The following is an 18,657-nucleotide window of genomic DNA, read 5'->3' as shown; positions in this document are numbered from 1 at the left end:
CGCGCCGTTTTTCGTCACCCCTGGGAGCCGTTCTTCACCCCCTACTCGGGTAGGGGGGTCCGAGATGAGGACAGATGCGGAACTCAGCTGTTGGGGACGACGAGACCGGACTCGTAGGCGGCGATGACTGCTTGGGCGCGATCTCGGGCATCGAGTTTGTACAGGATCCGGGAGACGTGGGTCTTCACAGTCTGCACAGCGATGTGCAGGCTCGCGGCGATCTCCGTATTCGACGCTCCGCGGGCGACTTGGATGAGGATCTCGCGTTCCCGGTCGGTGAGTTCGGGCAGCGCTGTGCGGTTGGGCTTCTGTCCTCCGGTGGCGAAGTGTTCGATGACCCGTTTCGTCACACTCGGGGCCAGGAGCGCTTCGCCTCCGGCGACGATGCGAACCGCCTCGGCGAGTTCGCTGGGCGGGGCATCCTTGAGGAGGAAACCGCTGGCCCCGGCGCGGATGGCGTCGAAGACGTAGTCGTCGATGTCGAAGGTGGTGAGCATGATGATTCGGGTCTCGGCATTCGCGGCGACGATCGTGCGGGTTGCTTCGATTCCGTCCAGCAGCGGCATTCGGACGTCCATGAGGACGATATCGGGGTCAAGGTCGGCGACGAGATCGACGCAGTGTGCACCGTCTTCGGCCTGTCCGATGACCTCGATATCTGCATGAGCGCTCAGCAGCGCGGCGAAGCCGGCGCGGACCATCGCTTGGTCATCGGCGATGACGATCCTGATCATGGGGTCTCCTTGTCCGTGACCGAAGTGTCGGCGCTCGGTTCGCTGTCGTCGGTCGGGCGTGCGCGGGGCGAAAGCGGCAGCACTGCTTCGACTTCGAAGCCTCCGTCGGCAGTGGCTCCGCTGCGGATCTCCCCACCGACCGAGGCTGCCCGTTCGCGCATGCCGATCAGTCCCTGCCGACTGTGCTTCTCGTGTTTCGCGGCCTCGCCGGGGCCGTCGCCGTAGTCGTTGGTGACGCTGATCCAGACGGCTGAGCTGCCACCGCGGATGCGGATGGCGATGGCGGAGTTGCGGGCGTGGCGGATCGCGTTGCTCAGGGCTTCTTGGATGATGCGGTAGCCGGCGAGTCCGGTGCTGTCGCGCATGAGGTGGTCGATCGGTTCGCCGCTGCGTTCGACGGTGACCTGCACTCCGGCCTGTCGGGCCTTCTCGATGAGCGGGTCGATCTCGGAGAACTTCGGCTGCGGCGCCAGTTGGCCTCCGCCTTCATCGTTGCGCAGGACGCTGAGCAGTCCGCGCATCTCGGTCAGCGCTGTGCGGGCGGAGGTGGAGATGTCTTCGAACTCTTTGGCCACTTCTGAGTCGATCCCGGCATGCCGGAACGGTGCGCTGGAGGCCTGGATGTTGATGATCGACATGCTGTGGGCGACGATGTCGTGGAGTTCCCTGGCGATGCGGGCCTTCTCCTCGATGGTCACGCGTTTGGAGTGCTCCTCCGCGGTGTTCTCCTTCTCCTGGACCAGTTGGGAGCGGATGAGCTGCCATTGCTGGATGATGACCGCGGCGAGGTAGACGCCGCCGGCGATGCAGGAGTAGATGAGGATGTTGACGATGGCGCCGTCGGTGCGGGTGTCTGCGACGAGCAGATGAGTAATGAGCACCGCGACCGCCGAACCTGCGATGCTGCCGAGCAGTGCGGCCAGAGCCACTCCCCAGTGGGCGCGAAGGCCGATGATGAGGATGATGACGATCTGAGTGATCATCATCGGAACCATCCACGGCCACGGCACACCCGACACGAGCGGCCCCAGCAGCGGCAGCACAGTGCAGGCTGCGATCGACATGATCGTGCCGAAGAGCGGGCGCAGCATGGACAGCGGCATGGACCCGACATGGACGATGGTGACGACGAAGGCCAATGCGACGGGGGCCTCATTGACCGAGACGGCGATCGACGATTCCACCGCGAGCATGACGATGGCAAGAACGATCACCACGACCCAGGCCAGCGCCTCGGGGTTGAGTCGACGGTTAGGAGGCATGAACCTGTCGAAGACTTTCGTAACCATCACAGACACCCGGTTCCCTTCTGTGATTCCGGCCGACCGTTGCGATCATAGCGCCTGTGCTGCTTCATCACCTGGGAACGGCACATAGTGGTCAGTTTTCGGTCCGGAACCGAGAGCTCCCCGGTCAGCTTCCGCGGATCCCGTCGGCCAGGTGCGCGTGCCGAGTTCCCGCGAACTTCGCTCGGCTGCCCCAGGACAGCGCGAGGTAGAGCACGAAGGAGATGGCGAAGGACGGGATCGTCGCTCCGATCGGGCTCGGATAGGCGTAGGTGAGCACATAGGACGCCAACGCCCCGAGGACCCACACCCCGACGGCCACCCAATTGACTCCGCGAGTGTAGGAGTAGAGGCCGCCGGAGTCTTTGAGGATGTCGGGTGAGTAGGCACCGCGTTTGATGATGTAGTAGTCGACGATGAGGATGGCGAAGACGGGGACGAAGAACGCCCCGATCATCGTGAGGAAGTCGGTGTACTGGTCGAGCAGGGCCAGCCAGGTCGATCCGATGATCGAGATCGCGCCGAGGATGAGGGCCGTCGGCAGGAATTTCAGCTTCGTCCTGCTCTGTGCGCCGACGACGGAGTTGACCATTCCGTAGACGACCATCGTGTTCGTGGCCATGACCGAGAGGAAGATGACGATGGCCAGCGCCCACCCGAATTCCGCGGCCAGGGCCGTCGGGTCGAATTCGGCCGGGTCTCCCCCGTCGAGCAGGATGAAGCTGAACGCGGTGAGACCCAGCATCATCGCCAGCACGGTCGAGGTCAGGTAGCCCAGACCCGATCCGACGATTCCGGCCTTCTGAGTCCCGGACAAACGGTTGAGGTCGCCGGAGAGCACGGTCCAGGAGATGGCTGTGGAGATGACGATATCGAGTGCGAGGACCGGAGTGAACTCGAGCTCCGGCAGGCTCTCGATTCCTGCGTATTCGCCGGGTGAGTGTCCCGTGAACGCGATGACGAAGACATAGGCCATGACCAGCAGGATGAGAAGAGCGAACCAGGGTTCGGCCTTCTCGATCCCTTCGTGGCCGAGGATCGCCAGTCCGACGACGAGCGCCTGGCAGAGTACGGAGAAGAGGATCGGGTTGGAGAATCCCGTCGTCTGGGCGACGACGTAGTTGACGCTGATTCCCGCCAACATGGCCTGCACCCAGCTCCAGCCCATGAGGATGATGACGTTGGCGGCGACCGGCAGGAAGCTGCCCTTAGCGCCGAAGGCACCGCGCGTGATGGCCATGGTCGCCAGGCCCGTGCGCGTGCCGATGTTGCCGATGAGCGTGAGCACGATGGTGCCGATGATCGTGCCGACGATGATGACGATGACCGCTGTGGTGAAGTCGACGCCGGGGACGAAGAGGGTTCCGGTCAACAGAGTCGTGACGACGAGGTTCGCGGCCAGCCAGATCATGAACATCCGTCCCCCGGTCAGGGTTCCGCGGATGACTCCGGAATCGTGGCCGGATTCCAATCGCTGTTCCAAACGGCGGTACCAGTTCACTGCGCGACCTCCTCGGTGCCGGGCTTGCTCTCGGCGGCACCGGGCCCAGCTGCCGACGAGCCGTCGGCAGGGCCCGGGACCGTGGAGAGGTGTTCGTGGATGGCGATGAGTTCACCGTCACCGAGGCGGCGGAAGACGATCGATTCGCGTTCCCGGTACGATTCCCGCCCGTGTGCGGTGTTCACGGTCGTATCGACGGTGTGGGAGAAGACTGCTCCGCCGGGGAAGGTCTGCACGAGCTGGTCCGATGAGGCGCAGGCGGCCACTGACCAACCGTCGGTCAACCACGAATCCCACTCCTGTTCATATTCCGCACGGGTGTTCAGGCGTCGCGTTTCGGGGTGGAAGACGAAGGAGGCGTCCTCGGCGAATCGGGAGAAATACGACTGAGTGTCCGTGGCGGCGAAGGCATCGACGATCGTCGAGGCGGCCGTGAGCACATCGGATTCGCTGGGCTCCGGTGTGGATTCGTTCATGATCGACGGCGACCTTTCGCAGACTGAGAGACGGAGGATGCCGCGCTGAGTCCAAACGACTCACGTGCGGCCCGATGAAGCTGAATGACACACTAACGAGTCTGTGATCGTCCGCACTATCCGCGATGGACGAATTCTGCCTTCAGTTATACGAAGCGGCGAATCGGCGACTGAGTCCTTCCGCTGAGCGTCACTGTGAGTTCATATGCCGAATGGACCTGATCGCACCAGGTGACATGCATTAATTTGAGTCGCATGCCCTTGTGCCGCCGGACATTCCCCGGCTGACGTTCGAAGGAGAAGCTGAACCCATGAGTGCAGAACTGATCTGCGTAATCGTCCTCGGACTGATGTTCGTCATCGGAACCTGGCGGGACATCAATATGGGCCTGCTCGGCTTCATCGCGGCCGCCGGTGTCGGCGGCCTCGTCCTGCACCAGGCGCCCGAAGAGTTCCTGGCAGGCTTTCCCGTCGATCTCTTCCTTACGCTCGTCGGCCTGACCTACCTCTTCGGCTTCGCCCAGAACAACGGCGCGATCGAAGTGATCGTCCGCTGGTGCGTGAAGCTCGTCGGCGGGCGGATCGGGCTCATGCCCTGGATCTTCTTCGCACTGACAGCTGTCCTCATCTCGCTGGGGGCGCTCTTCGCTGTGGCCATCATCGCGCCGCTGGCGCTGTCGTTCGCGCGGCGTCATAGGATCAATCAGTTCATGGTCGGTCTGCTCGTCGTCCACGGTGCCCTGGCCGGAGCATTCTCTCCGATCAGCGTCTACGGCATCTTCATCAACGACTATCTGACGAAGAACGGCCTCACCCCTGCGCCGCTGACCTTGTTCCTCGCCCCGTTCATCTTCAATACCGTCTTCGCGATCGTTGTCTGGTTCGTCCTCCGTCGCCGGCCGGGACTGCGCGCCGTCGCCGACGACGGTCTCGCAGAGCACGAGTCCGACGGCGGAACGACCATCCGTCTGACGCGGTCCCAGGTCCCGACCCTGATCGGGCTCATCGCGATGGCGCTGTCTGTGATCATCTTCAGCTGGGATGTCGGCCTGGTGACCATCACGATCTCGGTAGTGCTCGCTGCCCTCGACCCTGCCGCTGGCAAGGCCGCCATGTCGAAGGTCTCATGGTCGATCGTCATCCTCATCTGCGGAGTGCTCACCTACATCGCCGTTCTGCAGGAGGCCGGTACCGTCGAATGGGTCTCGGCCGGCATCTCAGCGATCGGCGTACCCCTGCTGGCGGCGCTGCTGCTGTTCTACATGTCCGGCCTGATCTCTGCGCTGGCGTCGTCCTTGGCGATCATCGGCGTCGTCATCGCACTGGCGGTGCCGTTCCTAGAGTCGGGTGACGTGCATGTCGGAGAGTTCGTCGCGGCGCTGGCGATCGCCGCGACCATCGTCGATATCAGTCCGTTCTCGACCAACGGCGCGATGCTCCTGGCCAATGTCCATCCGAGCATCCGCGACCGCTACTACCGACAGATGATCGGCTACGCCGGCCTCATGTGCCTCATCGGGCCAGGACTCGCCTGGGTAGTCGCCGCAGTGCCGACCGTGGTCAGCGGCTGAGCAGCCACTGCGGCAGGGCCGAGCGGCTGTCGCTGCTGCTCACATATGCCCCGTCGACAGGAACGTCTCGTGCCAGGACAGGGCCTCGGCGAGGATGTGCGGGGTATGCCGACCGGTCGGATTCGCGGCGATCGCACGCTCGAGGTAGTCGTTGAGACGATCGCGGTAGTCCGGGTGGGCGCAGTTGTCGATGACCTTCCGTGCCCTGGCCACCGGCGGCAGTCCGCGCAGATCGGCCAGGCCCTGTTCGGTGACCAGAATCTGAGTGTCGTGTTCGGTGTGGTCGATATGGCTGGCGAACGGCACGATCGCAGAGATCGCTCCCGCTTTGGCCTGCGAGTTCGACACGAAGAAGTTGAGGTAGGCGTTGCGGGCGAAGTCACCGGAGCCGCCGATGCCGTTGATGATCGACGAACCGGTCACATGCGTGGAGTTGACGTTGCCGTAGATATCGGCCTCGACCATCCCGTTGATGGCGATGATGCCGAGGCGGCGGATGGCTTCCGGGTGGTTCGACATCTCCTGGGTGCGCAGCAGGATCCTGCCCTTGTACGACTCGATCCGGTCATTGAAGTCCGCTGCCCGTTCGGCCGAGAGCGAGAACGCCGTCGCCGACACCGAGGTGAGCTTTCCGCTGTCGATGAGGTCGAGCATTCCGTCCTGGATGACTTCCGTATAGGCCGTCAGTCCCGCGAACTCGCTGTCGGCGAGATTGCCCATCACCGCGTTGGCGACATTGCCGACTCCCGACTGCAGCGGCAGCAGCTCCGGCGGCAGCCGATCTGCGGCGATCTCATGACGGAGGAAATCAACGAGGTGACCGGCGATCTCCTTCGAGTCCTCGTCGGCAGGTTTGAACGGCAGGTTCCGGTCCGGAGCGTTCGTCTCCACCACGGCGACGACCTTCGCCGGGTCGACACGCAGATAGGGGTCACCGATGCGCTGCATCGGCTCGAGCAGCTGAATCGGCAGCCGCTCGGGCGGACGCCGGGTTCCGTAGTAGACATCGTGGAAGCCTTCGTAGCCGCGCGGATGCCAGTCATTGACCTCGAGGATGACCTTATCGGCCAGGTCGAGCCATGTCTTCGAGTTCCCAACCGAGCTGCCGGGAACCAGCAGACCGTTGGGCAGGATCGCCGCGACTTCGACGACGGCGACGTCGAGGTTGCCGTAGAACCCGAACCATGCCTGCTGAGCCGAATGGCTGAGGTGAGTGTCGACATATGCGGTGTCACCCGAATTGATCGAGGCCCGCATCGCCGGATCGGATTGGAACGGCAGCCGTTTGCTCACCGCGTTCGCCTCGGCGAGTACCCCGTCGAGTTCCGGCGCCGTCGATGCTCCCGTCCACAGTTCGATCCGGAAGTCCTCACCCCGATCATGGACGGCCTGAGCGCGTGCGGCGACTGCCCCCGGCACTGCCTTCGGATACCCGGAACCGGTGAAACCGCTCATAGCCACGCGTTGGCCATTGTCGATATGGCGGGCTGCTTCCTCAGCGGTGACGGTCTTCGTGCTCAGTTCGGGGCAGGTGATTCTCGACATGACTCGCAGTCTATCGGGCGGCCGTGTGCCCGGCCGAGGCGGTCCCGCTGTCGCGGCCGGAGCCGCCGTATCCGCTGTCGAAACGTTCGGCGTCGACGTCGCCGAGAGCAGATGCCGGTTCGGTATCCGGGACCGCAACCGCAGCCTTCGACTGCCGAATCACCGTCTGGGACAGACTCGGAACCGGAATCGTGACGATCGTCGCCAGCAGCAGGGCCAAGGTGAAGATCATCGTGCCGATGACCAGCGGCATACTCAGCGCCAGCACTCCGACGACGACAGCCGGAGCACCGGCCCCGGCATAGAAGGCGAGATAGAGTGCCGCGGAGATGCCGGCTCGGTTCTTCGGCGGAGTGAGCACGTCGATCTCCCGATTCGCTCCCCAGTAGCTCAGCCCGTGCCCGATGCCAGTGGCCACGGCCGCGAACACCATGATGATCTTCACCGCCGCGGGACTGATCTCGGGCAGATTCGATGACAGCAGGAGTGCCGCCCCGAGCCCCATGAGCGTCAGCCCCAGGGTCTGGGCCGCCCGCGGTTGGAACTTCGGGGCAATCAGTTGGCTCGCGGCCGAGACGACGAGAACCGAGCCGACGATGAGGCCGGAGGTCAGGGTGCCCGAGCTCGGAATGATCGACTGCGCCATCGAAGGCAGCAGAGCAAGGAAGAGGCCGAGCGCCGTCCAGCCGATGAATCCGGTCAGAGCGGCGATGTTGAAGCTTGTGCGCATGGCGCCGGGCACCGACGGCCAGGTCGGCCTCCACCGCTGCCGAGTGATCGGCCGCTGCAGCGGCATCATCGCGATGAGAACCATGACGATGACGATCAGGAACACCATGACGAGGAACGGCAGAGCGAGCGGCGCCGCCGACAGCGATGACACGACGCCTGCAAGTATCGGACCGAGTCCCGACCCCAAGACGAATGAGATCGTCGCCAGAGTCGACCCCAACCAGACTCTCCTCGCCGGCGAGGCCTCGACCATGAGAGCGATTCCGGCGCCGGTGCCCAACCCGAGTCCGATGCCGACCAGGGCTCTGCCGATGAACAGACCGGCGACTCCCGCCGTATCGATCCCGAAGATCGCAGTGCCGAAGCCGACCAGAGCGATCGCCGCCAGCAGCACCGGCTTGCGGCCGAACGCATCAGCAGCCGAGCCGAACAGCAGCAGCGACGGCAGACAGCTGAAGACATAGGTCGCGTAGAGCGAAGTCATCATGGACTCCGACATCCCGTGGGCCTCTTGCAGCAGCGGATACAGAGGGCTGGCCATGTTCGCGGCTGCCGAGAGAATGAGCAGGACCAACGCGCCGAACCACAGCTGTCGCCTCGTCCCTCTGATACGTGCGTTCTCGGCCAAACGGAACCTCCATCTCTTCGCGTCGTCATCTGTTCCCTCGGTGACTGCCGCTGCGTCTCCGAGTCTGCTCTGCGACCTCCTGGTGACTATTCGCATCGCCCTGTCGATTCCATGATGGAGCCACGAGAGTATTGTTGTCTATCGTAAGAAACCCCACGAAACCATTCGATAGGATCACATGATCGACAATCGGCTCACCATGTTGAGCATGATCCAGCGACACGGCACGGTCACTGCCGCGGCACACTCACTGCGCTACTCGCCGTCAACGGTGTCCCACCAGGTCAAACAGCTCGCTGTCGAGCTCGGTGTGACACTCCTCGAACAGCACGGGCGCAATGTCAGGCTCACCCCGGCTGCCGAGGCACTGCTGCGCCATGTCGATGCCATGTCGGCGGAGTGGGAGATGGCGCTGGCCGATCTCGGTCGCTACTCCGAGACTGTGTCCGGCTCGTTGGGACTGTGCGGTTTCTCCACCGCCGCCAGTCTGCTGCTGCCGCCGACGATGCGGGCTCTCAATAGGCAGTTCCCACATATGCAGACCCAGACGATCGAAGCCGAACCCAGCGAATGCTACGACTACCTGCTCTCCGGAGATGCCGATATCGGCATCGTCGTCGCGGCTCCCGACATCCCCGCCGGCGGTGATGATCGGTTCAGCCACCATTTCCTCATCGACGACCCGCTCGACCTCATGGTTCCCCTCGACCACCCGTTGGCGGACCGCGCATCGGTCACAATCGCCGATACCGTCGATGAGATATGGATTCTGGGCAGGCCAGGCACCGGCTACCACCAGCTCGTCATGGCCAGCTGTGCGGCGGCCGGGTTCGCACCCCGCACCGGGCATTTCGCCGATGACTGGAACACGGGAACCGCTCTCGTCCACGGCGGCTTCGGAGTATGTGTGGCGTCAAGGATGTCGCGCTCGCAGGATCTTCACCCGGTGCGCCGAATCCCCATCAGCGGTGACAATGCCCCGTCACGGCACATCACGGCCGTGACCCGGACCGGAGCGGATGCCCGTGAGACTGTGGCGTTCGCTCTCAAGACGTTGTCGGTCGAGACGGAGCACCTGATGAGCCGCCTCGGTGCGGAGCTCCGGGACTGAGCTCAGTGTGCTTTTCGGACGACTCGGAATCCGATGTTCGACGCCGATGAGTCCGGAGTGTTCGAGGAGCGGGCGGCCACCCGGTAGCGATTGCAGTAGGAGTCGTGGCACAGGAACGATCCTCCGCGCATGATCCGCTTGTCTCCGATGTCGGGGCCTTGGGGATCGGATTGCGGGGAATGCTGGTAGTAGTCGCGGGTGAACCAGTCGGCGCACCATTCCCATACATTGCCGACGGTGTTGAACAGGCCCAGCCCATTGGGCGCGAAGTGTCGGGCCGGTGCGGTGCCGATGAAGCCGTCGTCGAGGGTGTTCGTACGCGGGAAGTCGCCCTGCCAGATATTGCAGTTCCATTCCCCGTCGGTCAGCAGCCGATTGCCCCACGGATAGCGGCGGCCCTTGAGGCCCCCACGAGCGGCGAGCTCCCATTCGGCCTCGCTCGGCAGCCGCGTCCCGGACCACGCGCAATAGGCCTGGGCGTCGTCCCAGCTGATGTGGATGACAGGATGGTCTCTTCGGTTGTCGATGGTCGATCCCGGACCTTCGGGGGCAGCCCAGTTCGCCCCGGAGACTTCGACCCACCAGGGCACGCCTGGAGCCTGACCGAGAATGTGAGCTTCTGCTCCCGGATTGGTCTCCAAGAGCATGGCGAAGACAGCCGAGGTCCCCAGACGCTCGGCGGTGGTGACGAACCCTGTGTCGGCGACGAACCGGGCGAAATCATCATTCGTCACGCTTGTCGTCGCGATCTTGAATTCCGTGAGGTTCACGCGGTGACGTGGCCCCTCACCGTCGGCGGGATGCCCGTCGCCGAAGGGATCGCCCATGTCGAAGGCGCCGCCGGCGGTGACGAAGTCGAAGCTGAACTCGGGCTTCGACTCCGAATTCACGGCTGGATCAACGGCAAGGTGCGAGGCATGGCTGTCCACTGCCTCGGCGCGGCTGGTCGCCGGGGCGCAGCACGAATGGCCGTTCTGTGCCCCGGCAGTACTCAGGTCTCCGGTCTCCGTCACGTGTGGGCGCCCCTTTTCTCTCCGGGTCCGTCTCGATGCTGGGCGGACTCTGGGATCACCCTATGACCTCGGCCAGGGCTGGGGACAGTCCGGGACCTGCCGGTCAGGTGAAGAGGCTGACTCCGCCCGGCCCCACGAGGCAGCCGACGACGATGAGGACGATTCCCCACAGCAGCTGCTTGCGGAAGATCGCGAAGATGCCGGAGATGACGAGGATCGCGGCGATGATCCAGAGAACGAAAGCCATTTGAGCTCCTATTTCCATGTGAAACACCTCGGTCGAGGATGGTTCATCCTTGCACGACATCTGCCGTCATTCGGGCTCATTCCGAACAACACGCCGCGTCGAACCCCATCATGATCGCGGCGTGCCTGCGCGGTGTCTCCGCGGTGATTCGAGGCTGACTTCCACGGTCTTGTCGTGAGAACCTGTACTCGCCGTCACGAATGCGAGACAGTGGGCAGATGAACGGATCAGCTTCGCACGAACCGCTGTTGCATGCCGCCCTCAACGGTGATCGCGACCACCCGGCGACTCCGCGGACACCGCAGTCCATCGCCGCCGAGGCGGCCGCCGCCGTGGCAGCAGGTGCTCAGGTCATCCACCTCCACCCCTTCGATGCGACCGGCCGGCAGACCTTTCATGCTGAACCGGTCTCGGCCACGATTCGCGAGGTGCGTGCCGCGTGCCCGGGGATTCCGATCTCTTTGAGCACCGCAGCCGAGATCGAACCCGATCCGCAGGTCCGTCTCATGCTCATCTCCGAATGGACCGAGCTGCCTGACTTCGTCAGTGCCAATCAAGGTGAGTCGGGAATTCGCGAAGTCTGCGAACTGCTCATCGAGCGCGGTGTTCGAGTCGAGGCAGGTCTGCTCAGCCTCGACGATGCAGAGTCATTCGTCGATTCCGGGCTGGCCGACCGATGCGCACGCGTGCTCGTCGAACCCACTGAGACCGATCCGGATCGTGCCCTGGCTGAGGCTGCCGCGATCGAGCGGGACCTTGCCGATGCGGGCATCGAACTGCCGCAGGTCCACCATGGGGAGGGCATCGCCTCCTGGGTCGTCAATGCCCGAGCCATCAGGCGCGGCCACGGCATCCGCACCGGTTTGGAGGACACTCCGGTCCTCATCGACGGCACTCAGGCAACCGGCAACGGAGAGCTCGTTTCGGTTGCCGCCGGTCTCCTCGCCGAGCTCGGGAACTGACTCGAGGTCTGACGGACAACGGCTCCCCCGACTAACCTGTGGCCATGACTGATTTCCTCAAACTGCGGAAGTCCGCCCCGGACGGCTTCTTCGCCGCCGAGGCTGCCGGGCTGAGGTGGCTGGCCGAACCAGATGTGGTCCCGGTCGTCGAAGTGCTCGAGCACGGGCCGGATTTTCTGCGGCTGCGCCGTCTCCGGGAAACCGGTCCCGACGCCGAGGCGGCCGTTGCCTTCGGTCGTGCCCTCGCCCGGCTCCACGATGCGGGTGCTCCCGGTTTCGGTTGGTCACCAGCCTCGCAGTCATTCTTCGGCCCCCTCGACAGCCCCTTCGAGGTGCCTGCCGAGCCCGTCGACGACTTCACCGACTATTGGGTCGAGCAGCGTCTGCGTCCCTTGGTCACTGCGGTTGCCGGGAATCTCAGAGGTGAGGACCGGGCGACGGTCGCCTCGGCGATCGATGCCGTCGCGTCTGGCTCCTTCGCGGGCATCTGCGGCGAACGCATGGAGGCCCCCGCGCGCATCCATGGGGACCTGTGGGCGGGAAACCTCATGTGGACACCGACCGGGGTGACGCTCATCGATCCGGCCGCACACGGCGGTCACCGACTGGAAGACCTCGCCTTGCTCGCCCTTTTCGGTGCCCCGTTTATCGAGGAGATCTTCTCCGGCTACGAACAGGCACACCCGATGCCGGACGGCTGGCAGGAGGACCTGCCGGCGCACAGCTTCTTCGCTCTGCTCGCTCATATTCGCCTGTTCGGACGCGGATTCCTCGGGCAGACGGTCAGTGCCGCCCGGTCGATCATCGCCCGGGCGGAACAGCTGGACCGGTGAGGTCACTTCAAGGAGATCTCCACCGGGTCGGAGAACAGTCCGCCGGCGAAGGTCAGCTTGTTCGGGTCGGCGTCGTCGGGTACGTCGAAGACGAGGACACCCTCGGCGGTGTTTCCGGGGTTGATCTCTTCGAGGAAGAGGATGTTGTTCTCGGCCGCATAGATGCCGGCTTCTGAATCCGCAGAAAAGGTGTTGCCGGACTCATCACCGAGTTTGATGTCGTCTTCGAAGAAGAAGTTCGGATCCGATCCGGTGTTCTTCACCGACAGTTCGATCTGGACGAACTGTCCCTGTGCCTTGGCGTTGAGGAATTCGTCGCCGACCTGTGAGACACCGTCCTCGACCTTTGCGACGGTGATCTCCCAGTCATCGGCGGCCACGGTGTCTCCGATACCGTAGGAAGCCTCCTCGGCGGGTTTGTCGGCGGCCTCCTTCTTCTTCGTGGACTCCCCCGACTGCTGAGCGTCGGACGTGCCGCTCTCCGCAGTGTTGGTGTCGTCTCCCCCGCCTCCGATCGCGCTGGCAACGGCGATGATGACGATGATGACGAGCAGCCAGAACCACCAGCGCTTCAGCAGCGGCTTCTTCCGCTTCGGCGGCTTCTGGCCGTAGGGCTGGTGCGGGTAGCCGCCGGCTCCGTAGGCGGGTGCGTTCGGTGCGGGTGCCCACTGTTGGGGGTCGTAGTTCTGAGCTGGCTGCTGGTGGTGGGGGCTGTGAGGGGGCTGGTGCTGCGGGGACCATTGGTGCTGAGGCTGTGGTGACTGCGGCTGCTGCGGGGTGTTCTGGGGATTCCGCGACTGGGACATGGCGCTCCTTCGAAGCTGGTTCTGGCTGACTGCTCCAGCTTCGTCCCGTCCGCACACCGGCGCGTCCGCATTCGGGCTGGACCGCTCCAGCCGATCGGGTGATCCCGTCCAGCCGAAAGGTGGACTACGTGTGTCAGCGCCCGCGGTTACGATTCTCTTGTGTCAGTACAATCCGTCCCTCGCCGCAGAATCCCGCGCGGCGTGCGCATCGCCGGCAGCATCCTCGTCGGCGTCATTCTCTACCTCTTCGGGTTCTTCACCTCGTCGATGGCGGTGACGGCGAATGCCTGGGCCTTCTCCGACGGGGAACTCAACGACACCGGACTCGTCGCCGTCCTGCTGCTGTTCCTCGTGTGGGGACTCGTCTTCCTCCGTCACCGATGGCCGTGGGTGCCCTTCGTCGCCGGTGGAGTGCTCACCGCGGGTTGGGGCGATGCGCTGATGCTGCTCATTGCGGTCTTCCACCTCGTCATCCGAGCGCCCCGGCGGCAGGCGATCACCGCCTCGGCGGTGGGCACCGGACTGATCGCGTTCTCCACGTTGAGGATGTGTCTGGCACCGGCTGAGCACAATCCCTTCAGCATCTTCTTCCTGCCCGATCCGGCTCAGGTCACCGGACTCGAGGCGACCATTCCGCCGGAGGATGCGCACCTGGCGATCAGAATCATCACGGTCGCCGCCGGAGTCATCGGACTGTGTACGGCGCTGGGAGTCGGTGCGCTTCTGCGTCGGACTCGGAGGATGAGGGCGGTCGAGTCGATCGCCGAACGCGAAGCTCTGCGCAATGAGTCGCTCACGGCCGAGATCGCGCGGCAGTCGGAACGAGAGCTCTTGGCACGCGAGCTTCACGACACGCTCTCCCACCGACTGTCGGTGATCTCTCTGCATACCGGTGCCCTTGAGGTCGGGGCACGCACCGACCCCGAGGTCGCTGCGACGGCGTCTGCCCTGCGGGAGGAAGCCCGTGCGTCCATGGAGGATCTGCGTCATCTGGTGGGTGGTGTGAGGAGCGGAGATCTGGCCGATCCGCGGCCGGGCCATGGCACCTCGTCGCCTCCGAGCCGTGCGACGATGTCAGCGATTCCCGAGCTCATCTCCTCTGTGGCCTCCACCGGTACGGTCATCCGCCCGCTCATCGTCATCCAGGACGTGGACTCGTGCCCGCCTGCGCTCGACCGTGCGGCCTTTCGCATTGTTCAGGAGGCTCTGACCAACGCGATGAAGCATGCACCGAACGTGCCCGTGACGGTGGACGTCGCCGTCTCGGCAGCTCGCGGAATCCAGATCTCGGTGAGCAATCCGCTTCCGCGTGGTTCAGCCCCGGTCGATGTTCCGCCTCGCCCCCGATACGCACCGAGCTCGGCGCGAGAACCCGGCGCCGGTGCGCCTACTCAGAAGTGGGGGCCGCCCGGGACGAGTCCGGTGCCGCACGGGGCCCGCTTGGCGTCGACCGGGTCGGGATCCGGACTCGTCGGCATCCGGGAGCGCGCCGAGATGTTCGGCGGCGACGCGTCGATCAGAGTGATCGGCAATGAGTTCCACGTCCAGGTGAGCTTCCGATCCTTCTCTCCTCCGAACTGATCCACAGCCTGTCCGAACTGTTTCCGAAATTGTCCGGACTGTTTCGCATTCTGCCGAGACGTCTGCCGACATCGGCCGTAGGAGCCCGGCGGAGAAGCGACTTCAGCGCTGCGACAAGCTGTGACAGCAGCCTCGGGTATTGTGACATTCATGAACCAAGCCGCCCCGATCCGAGTCATGGTCGTCGATGACGATCCCATGGTCATCACCGGGATCAGGGGGATCCTCCAGGCGGCCGACGGCATCGACGTCGTCGCCTCGGCGTTGAGCGGGGAAGAGTCCGTCGAGAAGGCAGGTCTGCATTTTCCCGATGTCGTGCTCATGGATATCCAGATGCCCGGAATCGGCGGGATCGAAGCCACTCAGCGTCTGCTCAACAGTGTACGACCGCCGAAGGTGGTGTCTCTGACGAGCATGAGCAGCGACGATCACCTCTTCAGGGCGCTCGAGGCGGGGGCCGCCGGATACCTGCTCAAGGACATCGGCCCTGTGGAACTCGCCGCCGCGATCCGCAAGGTTCACGCCGGTGAGCCCATCCTCTCCCCGCAGTCGATGCGGCAGGTCATCGCCAAGGTCAGATCGAACTCAGACCATCGACTGCAGAGGGAGGCCGTTGAACTGCTGTCCGGACTCACAGATCGCGAGCGGCAGATCGCCGAACTCGTGGCCGACGGTCTGTCGAATCAGGAGATCGCCGAGGAGACGTTCATGAGTCTGGCTACGGTCAAGACTCACCTCAACCGGATCAACGTCAAACTGGACACGAACAATCGCGTGCGCATCGCCACGATGGTCGTTCGCGTCCGCGGGCACTGATTCCGATAGATCGATCGGCGCGACGTTCAGAGAATCCTCGCAAGAATTCACCGTTTCTTTATCCCCCACAGCAGAAGTGATTGTCGACTCCGTCTAAAATCGACTCTGATGGTTGCTGAACCCTATGTCGAATCCGAGAAGCTGATCGGCAACCCCTCAGATCGCAGTCAGTGGACAGAACGAGCACAGGGGTTGCTGTCCTGGGCAACCTCATTCTGGGTCTTGGCGATCGCTTTCATCGTCGTCACATTCGCCGCGGCCGGCCCGCTGCGAGTCTGGGACTATAAGCTCAATCGACGGTGGCTCTACCTTTTCGAACCCGATCTCGTCTGGTTCGTTCAGCACGTCCTCGACCCCATCGCAGGCCAGGCAGTCTGTCTTCCCGTCCTGGCGATCACTGCGATCGTGCTGGCACGCAAACGTCGGTCCTGGCGACCGATCGTATTCGCGATCGCTGTCGAAGCGGCCTTCTACCTCGGCGTCGGTTCGCTCAAGGTCCTCCTCGCTCGACCGGCGACCACCCTGCACGACCCGCGGTTCTTCCAAGGCGGTCTCATCGAAATCGGCGGACGCGGAATCAGCTACCCGTCCGGGCACGCGGCCGAAGCCGTGCTCATCTACGGAGCAGTCGCTTACCTCATTGCCACTTACGGCAGAGTCTCCACCAGAACCGTGCGCCTGCTGTGGTGGGGCGTCGCAGCGGTCAGCGTGAACTCCGTGGTCGTGTCCTTCGCCCTCGGCTGGCACTGGGCCACCGACCTCATCGGGGGTCTGCTGATCGGCGGATTCTTCCTGCGACTGCTCATCATCGCCGATCGGCGAATACCTGACCCCAGAACCTGACGGCTCTCACAGCCAGGAGTCGTCGAGGTCTGTGAACGTCGTCGCCCTGCTCTCCACGAGATCGAACCATGGGCCGGTCTGGGGCAGTTCGTGGGCGAAGAAATACCGCGCCGCGGCGATCTTTCCCTTGAGGAAAGCAGAGTCGCCACGTTCACCGACGGTCGCCTCGGCAGCCATTCCCTGCTGCAGCCACAGCCACGACATGACCGTGTGGCCCACTGCTTCCAAATAGGTCCACGCATTGTCGAGGGCCACCGTTGGATCCCCGCTCGACCACACTGTGGCGGTCACGGATTCGATCCGATCGACGGCTGACGTCAGCGCCGCGGTCTCAGCGGACCAATCGGAGCGGTCGGCCGCCTCGGCGAGGGTCTCCCGCATCTGCTCCAGCAGCACCTGCAGGCCTGCCCCACCTTTCATGATGACCTTACGGCCGAGCAGATCCTTGGCCTGGATGCCGTGCGTGCCTTCGTGGATCGGGTTGAGCCGATTGTCGCGGTAGAGCTGTTCGACATCGTGGTCGCGAGTGTATCCCGCTCCGCCGAGCACCTGAATGGCGTGGTCGTTGGCTTTCAGGCACCACACGCTCGGCCAGGTCTTGACGATCGGGGTGAGCACATCGAGCAGCAGTGCCGCACGGTCACGCTCGACCTCGGAATCAGCAGTTTCGGAGTCGTCGAGCAGACGCGCGGCATAGAGGATGAGCCCGAGCCCGCCCTCGACGTAGCTCTTCGACGACAGCAGCATGCGCCGGACATCGGAGTGCTCCGCGATCGGGATCGGCTCACCATCGGATCGCTTCGCACCGTCGGGACGACCCTGGCGTCGGTCGCGGGCATAGCGGAGGGCATCGAGGTACCCGTGGTAACCCAGTCCGACCGCACCGGCGCCGACGCCGATTCGAGCCTCGTTCATCATGTGGAACATACAGGCCAGACCCTTGCCCCGCTCCCCCACGAGGTAGCCCACAGCACCAGCGGAACCGGCCGGAGTGTGCGTGCCCTCACCGAAGTTGAGCAGAGTGTTCGTCGTTCCGCGCCACCCCATCTTGTGATTGAGCCCGGACAGAACGCCATCATTGCGTTCACCGAGGCTGCCATCGTCGTTGACGAGGTACTTCGGAACGAGGAAAAGGCTCAGACCTTTGACACCTGGCTGGTCACCCTCGGCACGGGCCAGGACGAGGTGGACGATGTTCTCCGAGAGTTCGTGGTCACCGCCGGAGATCCACATCTTCGTGCCGTGGACGCGGAACGCATCGTCGCCGCCTTGGGGATCCGGAACGGCTTTCGTCGTGACATCTCCCAGCGAGGAGCCGACCTCCGGCTCGGACAGGCACATGGTGCCGAAGAAGCGACCGTCGAGCTCGGGCACAACGTACTTCTCGATCTGTTCTTCAGTACCGTACTCGAGCAGCAGATTGGCGTTGGCCATGGTCAGCATCGGGTAGCTGGCGGTGCCGATATTAGCCGCCTGGAACCAGGCGAAGCAGGCTTTCGCGACCGTCTGCGGCAGCTGAATTCCGCCGACGCTCTCATCCATCGTCGCCGACAGCAGGCCGATGCCTGCGAACTGGTCGAGCGCAGACTTGATCTCAGGAATCAGCGTCACCGCAGTGCCGTCGAACGTCGGTTCGTTGAGGTCGGACTTGCGTGCATGGGTCGCGAACCGCTCCTTGGCAAGCTCCTCGCTGGCTTCGAGCACGGAGTCGAAGACCTCACGCGAATGGTCGGAGAAGCGAGGCCGTTCGCAGAGTTCGTCGACCTTGAGCCAGTCGTAGAGTTGGAACTCGATGTCTTTGGCGGAGAGGATGGATTCTGTCGCAGTCGTCAAGACGCCGTTGCCTTTGCTCTGTTCAGTCACGAGACCAAACTAGAGCTAAACGTTCGTTAAGTAAAGCGATTCGTCCTCTCACAGTGCAAGGGTTTGCCTATTGACCAGTTGCGGGGTCCGCCAAACGCTCCTCATCCCT

At 63.9% G+C, this 18,657-nt stretch carries 17 protein-coding genes; 7 read left to right on the top strand and 10 right to left on the bottom strand.

Annotated features, from left to right (window positions below):
* Positions 1-83: 83 nt before the first annotated feature.
* From AC3CD9_RS03275 to AC3CD9_RS03260, 4 genes are all read right to left on the bottom strand, one after another.
* Positions 84-734, bottom strand: a complete 651-nt coding sequence (locus AC3CD9_RS03275) for a response regulator (protein ID WP_488366271.1) — start codon at positions 732-734, stop codon at positions 84-86.
* Positions 731-2,023 (bottom strand): sensor histidine kinase, encoded by a 1,293-nt coding sequence (locus AC3CD9_RS03270; RefSeq protein ID WP_488366270.1) that lies wholly within the window; start codon positions 2,021-2,023, stop codon positions 731-733. The genes AC3CD9_RS03275 and AC3CD9_RS03270 overlap by 4 nt, the downstream gene beginning before the upstream one ends.
* A gap of 124 nt (positions 2,024-2,147) precedes the next feature.
* Positions 2,148-3,521, bottom strand: coding sequence for a purine-cytosine permease family protein (locus tag AC3CD9_RS03265; protein ID WP_488366269.1), 1,374 nt, complete (start codon positions 3,519-3,521; stop codon positions 2,148-2,150).
* Positions 3,518-3,997, bottom strand: coding sequence for a YybH family protein (locus AC3CD9_RS03260; protein ID WP_488366268.1), 480 nt, complete (start codon positions 3,995-3,997; stop codon positions 3,518-3,520). The genes AC3CD9_RS03265 and AC3CD9_RS03260 overlap by 4 nt, the downstream gene beginning before the upstream one ends.
* A 311-nt stretch (positions 3,998-4,308) precedes the next feature.
* Between AC3CD9_RS03260 and AC3CD9_RS03255 the strand changes: the two genes are divergently transcribed.
* On the top strand, positions 4,309-5,568 hold the full coding sequence (locus AC3CD9_RS03255) for an SLC13 family permease (protein WP_488366267.1): 1,260 nt from the start codon (positions 4,309-4,311) through the stop codon (positions 5,566-5,568).
* A gap of 39 nt (positions 5,569-5,607) precedes the next feature.
* Here the strand turns inward: AC3CD9_RS03255 and scpC are convergent, their stop codons facing one another.
* Together scpC and AC3CD9_RS03245 are read right to left on the bottom strand one after the other, a co-directional pair.
* Positions 5,608-7,113, bottom strand: coding sequence for a succinyl-CoA:acetate CoA-transferase ScpC (scpC, locus tag AC3CD9_RS03250; protein WP_488366266.1), 1,506 nt, complete (start codon positions 7,111-7,113; stop codon positions 5,608-5,610).
* Between the two features lie 10 nt (positions 7,114-7,123).
* Positions 7,124-8,473 carry an MFS transporter gene (locus tag AC3CD9_RS03245; RefSeq protein ID WP_488366265.1) on the bottom strand — a complete coding sequence of 450 codons (1,350 nt, stop codon included), beginning with the start codon at positions 8,471-8,473 and terminating at the stop codon, positions 7,124-7,126.
* A 178-nt stretch (positions 8,474-8,651) separates the two neighbouring features.
* On the opposite strand from AC3CD9_RS03245, the gene AC3CD9_RS03240 reads away from it, so the two are divergent.
* Positions 8,652-9,584 carry a LysR family transcriptional regulator gene (locus AC3CD9_RS03240; protein WP_488366264.1) on the top strand — a complete coding sequence of 311 codons (933 nt, stop codon included), beginning with the start codon at positions 8,652-8,654 and terminating at the stop codon, positions 9,582-9,584.
* Between the two features lie 2 nt (positions 9,585-9,586).
* Here the strand turns inward: AC3CD9_RS03240 and AC3CD9_RS03235 are convergent, their stop codons facing one another.
* Together AC3CD9_RS03235 and AC3CD9_RS03230 are read right to left on the bottom strand one after the other, a co-directional pair.
* Positions 9,587-10,597: a formylglycine-generating enzyme family protein gene (locus tag AC3CD9_RS03235; protein WP_488366263.1), complete on the bottom strand. Its 1,011-nt coding sequence runs from the start codon at positions 10,595-10,597 to the stop codon at positions 9,587-9,589.
* Positions 10,598-10,700: 103 nt separating this feature from the next.
* Positions 10,701-10,844: a GPGG-motif small membrane protein gene (locus tag AC3CD9_RS03230; protein ID WP_167443931.1), complete on the bottom strand. Its 144-nt coding sequence runs from the start codon at positions 10,842-10,844 to the stop codon at positions 10,701-10,703.
* Positions 10,845-11,062: 218 nt separating this feature from the next.
* On the opposite strand from AC3CD9_RS03230, the gene AC3CD9_RS03225 reads away from it, so the two are divergent.
* The gene (locus tag AC3CD9_RS03225; protein ID WP_488366262.1) at positions 11,063-11,806 is read left to right on the top strand and encodes a 3-keto-5-aminohexanoate cleavage protein; all 744 of its coding nucleotides are present in this window, start codon (positions 11,063-11,065) and stop codon (positions 11,804-11,806) included.
* 44 nt (positions 11,807-11,850) lie between these two features.
* Positions 11,851-12,639, top strand: coding sequence for a fructosamine kinase family protein (locus AC3CD9_RS03220; RefSeq protein WP_488366260.1), 789 nt, complete (start codon positions 11,851-11,853; stop codon positions 12,637-12,639).
* A 2-nt stretch (positions 12,640-12,641) separates the two neighbouring features.
* Here the strand turns inward: AC3CD9_RS03220 and AC3CD9_RS03215 are convergent, their stop codons facing one another.
* Entirely contained in the window at positions 12,642-13,445 is an 804-nt protein-coding gene (locus AC3CD9_RS03215; protein ID WP_488366259.1) for a DUF4352 domain-containing protein, read from the bottom strand.
* A 159-nt stretch (positions 13,446-13,604) separates the two neighbouring features.
* Between AC3CD9_RS03215 and AC3CD9_RS03210 the strand changes: the two genes are divergently transcribed.
* The 3 genes from AC3CD9_RS03210 (at position 13,605) to AC3CD9_RS03200 (ending at position 16,685) form a co-directional block, all read left to right on the top strand.
* Positions 13,605-15,026 carry a sensor histidine kinase gene (locus tag AC3CD9_RS03210; RefSeq protein WP_488366258.1) on the top strand — a complete coding sequence of 474 codons (1,422 nt, stop codon included), beginning with the start codon at positions 13,605-13,607 and terminating at the stop codon, positions 15,024-15,026.
* Positions 15,027-15,176: 150 nt separating this feature from the next.
* Entirely contained in the window at positions 15,177-15,842 is a 666-nt protein-coding gene (locus AC3CD9_RS03205) for a response regulator (protein WP_488366256.1), read from the top strand.
* Between the two features lie 108 nt (positions 15,843-15,950).
* Entirely contained in the window at positions 15,951-16,685 is a 735-nt protein-coding gene (locus AC3CD9_RS03200) for a phosphatase PAP2 family protein (protein WP_488366255.1), read from the top strand.
* Between the two features lie 6 nt (positions 16,686-16,691).
* Here AC3CD9_RS03200 and AC3CD9_RS03195 read toward each other — a convergent pair whose 3' ends face one another.
* A complete protein-coding gene (locus tag AC3CD9_RS03195) occupies positions 16,692-18,548 on the bottom strand; it encodes an acyl-CoA dehydrogenase (protein WP_488366254.1) in 1,857 nt (618 codons plus the stop codon).
* Between the last annotated feature and the right edge of the window lie 109 nt (positions 18,549-18,657).

This window comes from Brevibacterium sp. MGP-B1, assembly GCF_057766545.1.
This window is presented reverse-complemented; position numbering and strand designations above follow the sequence as displayed.